This is a genomic window from Dietzia sp. DQ12-76 (assembly GCF_014145045.1).
In the GTDB taxonomy this organism is placed as follows: Bacteria; Actinomycetota; Actinomycetes; order Mycobacteriales; family Mycobacteriaceae; genus Dietzia.
This window is the reverse complement of the sequence record NZ_JAALDV010000491.1, coordinates 4087-6744: the sequence shown is the minus strand read 5'-3', so window position 1 is coordinate 6744 and position 2658 is coordinate 4087. Positions and strand designations below refer to the sequence as shown.

Here is a 2658-nt window from a genome sequence, read left to right as displayed (position 1 = left end):
CGGCCGCCCCCGGCCGGGCTCCGGCCTGGCTCCGGCCGGCCGGGCGCGGTGGACGGGTCAGCCCGAGTTTCGCAGCGCTGTGGCCAGGCCGTTCATCGTCAATTGGATGCCCGTGCGCACGTCGGGGTCGTGATCGCCCGCGCGGTAGCGCCGCAGCAGCTCCACCTGCAGCCTGTTGAGCGGTTCGAGATACGGGAACCGGTTCCGGACGGAGCGGGCGAGGGCCGGGTTGTCGTCCAGCAGGGTCTCCTGACCGGTCACGGCCAGCAGCATCTCGCGGGTGAGCTCGAACTCGTCGGAGATCACCCCGTGGATCCTCCTGCCCACCTCGGCGTCCGGGACCAGCTCGGCGTACCGGCCCGCCAGACTCATGTCGGCCTTGGCCATGACCTGGGCCATGTTGGACAGCGTGGTGCGGAGGAACGGCCAGTCCCGGTAGAGGCGGCGCAGTGTGGCCAGCCGCTCCTCGGCGTTGGCGCCCCCCGCGTCGTGGCCCTCCGAGTCCGTGGGCCCGCCGTCGTCGATCCAGCGCTTCAGGGCGCTGCCCACGCCGAACCAGCCGGGCAACATCACACGGGACTGCGACCACGACAACACCCACGGGATCGCCCGGAGGTCGTCGACCGAGGAGGTCTGCTTCCGGGACGTGGGGCGGGAGCCGATGTTGAGCTCGCCGATCTCGCTGAGCGGGGTGGAGGTGGTGAAGTACTCGATGAACCCCGGGTCCTCGTGGACCAGCTCGGCGTACGCCTCGCGACCGAGGCGGGCGAGGGCGGCCATCACCGCGTAGGCCTGCTCCGCGTCGTCCCCCAGACCCTCCACGTCGAGCAGCGAGACCTCGAGGGTGGCCGCCACCAGTGCCTCGAGGTTGCGGCGGGCCCGGACGGGCTCCGAGTACTTGGCGGAGATGATCTCCCCCTGTTCGGTGATCCGAAGCGCGCCCTGCACCGCGCCCGGGGGCTGCGCGAGGATCGCGTCGTAGGAGTTCCCGCCGCCGCGCCCCACCGCGCCGCCGCGGCCGTGGAAGAAGCGCAGGTGCACATCGGCGCGTGCGGCCGCGTCGACCAGAGCGAGCTCGGCCTCGTACAGCGACCAGTTGGCGGCGAGGTACCCCCCGTCCTTGTTGGAGTCCGAGTAGCCCAGCATGACCTCGAGCACGTCCTCCTGGGAGCGCACCAGTGCGCGGAACTGGGGCAGCGCCAGCGCCGCGTCGAGCATCCGCGCCCCGCCGGCGAGGTCGTCGATGGTCTCCAGCAACGGGATGAGGCGCACGGTCGACCGGGGTTCGTCCGGGCTACCGGAGAACAGTCCGACCTCCTTGAGGAGGATGGCGGGTTCGAGCAGGTCGGAGACCGAACCGCACATCGACACGATGTAATGGGGCACCACGTCCGGTCCGAGCCCGGCGACCGCTTCCGCGGCCGCACGCAGGACGCCCATCTCCTTGTCCGCGAACTCCGAGAGCTCCGCACGGACGCCCAGCAGCGGGCGATCGTGGGAGAGCTCGGCGAGCAGGAGCTCGACACGGGCGTCCTCGTCGAGAGCCGAATAGTCCTCGGACACCCCGGCGAGCGCGAACAGCTCGGTGAGCAGGTCCTCGTGCGACTCCGAGTTCTGGCGCATGTCCAGGGACTGCAGGTGGAACCCGAACGAGTTCAGCGCCCACCGCAGGTCCCGCAGTCGCGGGGCCCGCAGCAGGTCTGACCCCACCGCGGAGAGTCCGGCGTCGATGGTCTCGAGGTCCGCCGCCATCTCCTCCGGGTCCTCGTACGGGGGATCGTCGTCCAGGCCGATGAGACGCCCGGCGGACAGGAGTACCGAGCGGGGCAGCGACGACCCGGTCGCGCGGGCACGCGCGGCGAGCCGACGACGGACCACGCGGACCGCCTGGCGGAACGGTACGTCCTCCCGGGCCGGGCTCCCCTCGACCTGGGTGTCCTCGAGGGAATCGGCCAACGCGGCTATCCCCGGGTCGACCTCGACGATCCGGGCCGACATCGACAACTCGCGTTCGAGGAGTCGCAGCTGCTCGGCGTAGTGACCGTGCAGCAGCTCGGCCGCCCGGTCGGTGGCGAACCGCACCACGTCACCCGTGACGTACGGGTTGCCGTCGCGGTCGCCGCCGATCCACGAACCGGGCCGCACCACCGCACGACCCCCGCACCCGAGGCGGTCGTCGATCTGGGCGTTGAGCGGCGGGATCACCTCCAGCAGGGTGGCCTCGTAGTACTGCAGACCGGCCATCACCTCGTCCTCGATGTGGGGACGCTCGTTACGGATGAGAGCGGTCTGCCACAGCGCGAGCACGAGGCGGCGCAGCTCGAGCTCGATCTCCGCGATCTCCGCCTCCGTCACCGGGTCCTGGTCCCTCGAGCGCAGATCGTCCCGGCGACCCATGAGGAGATGCACCCGGCGGGTGGCCTCGAACACCATCCGGCGACGGGTCTCCGTGGGGTGCGCGGTGAGCACCGGGGACACGCGGGCGGTCGCCCGCACGGCGGCCAGTCGCTCGTCGTCGTCCGCCGCCAGCAGGTCCGCGACCCGGGTCCACGTGACCTCCAGGTCCCCGTCGGGCGGCGACTCTCCCGCGGCCCGGTGGATCCGCCTGCGGCGCTCCTGATGCAGGTCCTCCGCCACGTTGGCGAGCAGGGCGAACAG

General features: G+C 71.7%; 1 protein-coding gene. It reads right to left on the bottom strand.

What is annotated here, in order from left to right:
• Nucleotides 1–57: 57 nt before the first annotated feature.
• Nucleotides 58–2658, bottom strand: a 2601-nt coding sequence (ppc, locus tag G6019_RS15355) for a phosphoenolpyruvate carboxylase (protein ID WP_182627963.1), incomplete at its 5' end; no start/stop codon positions are given.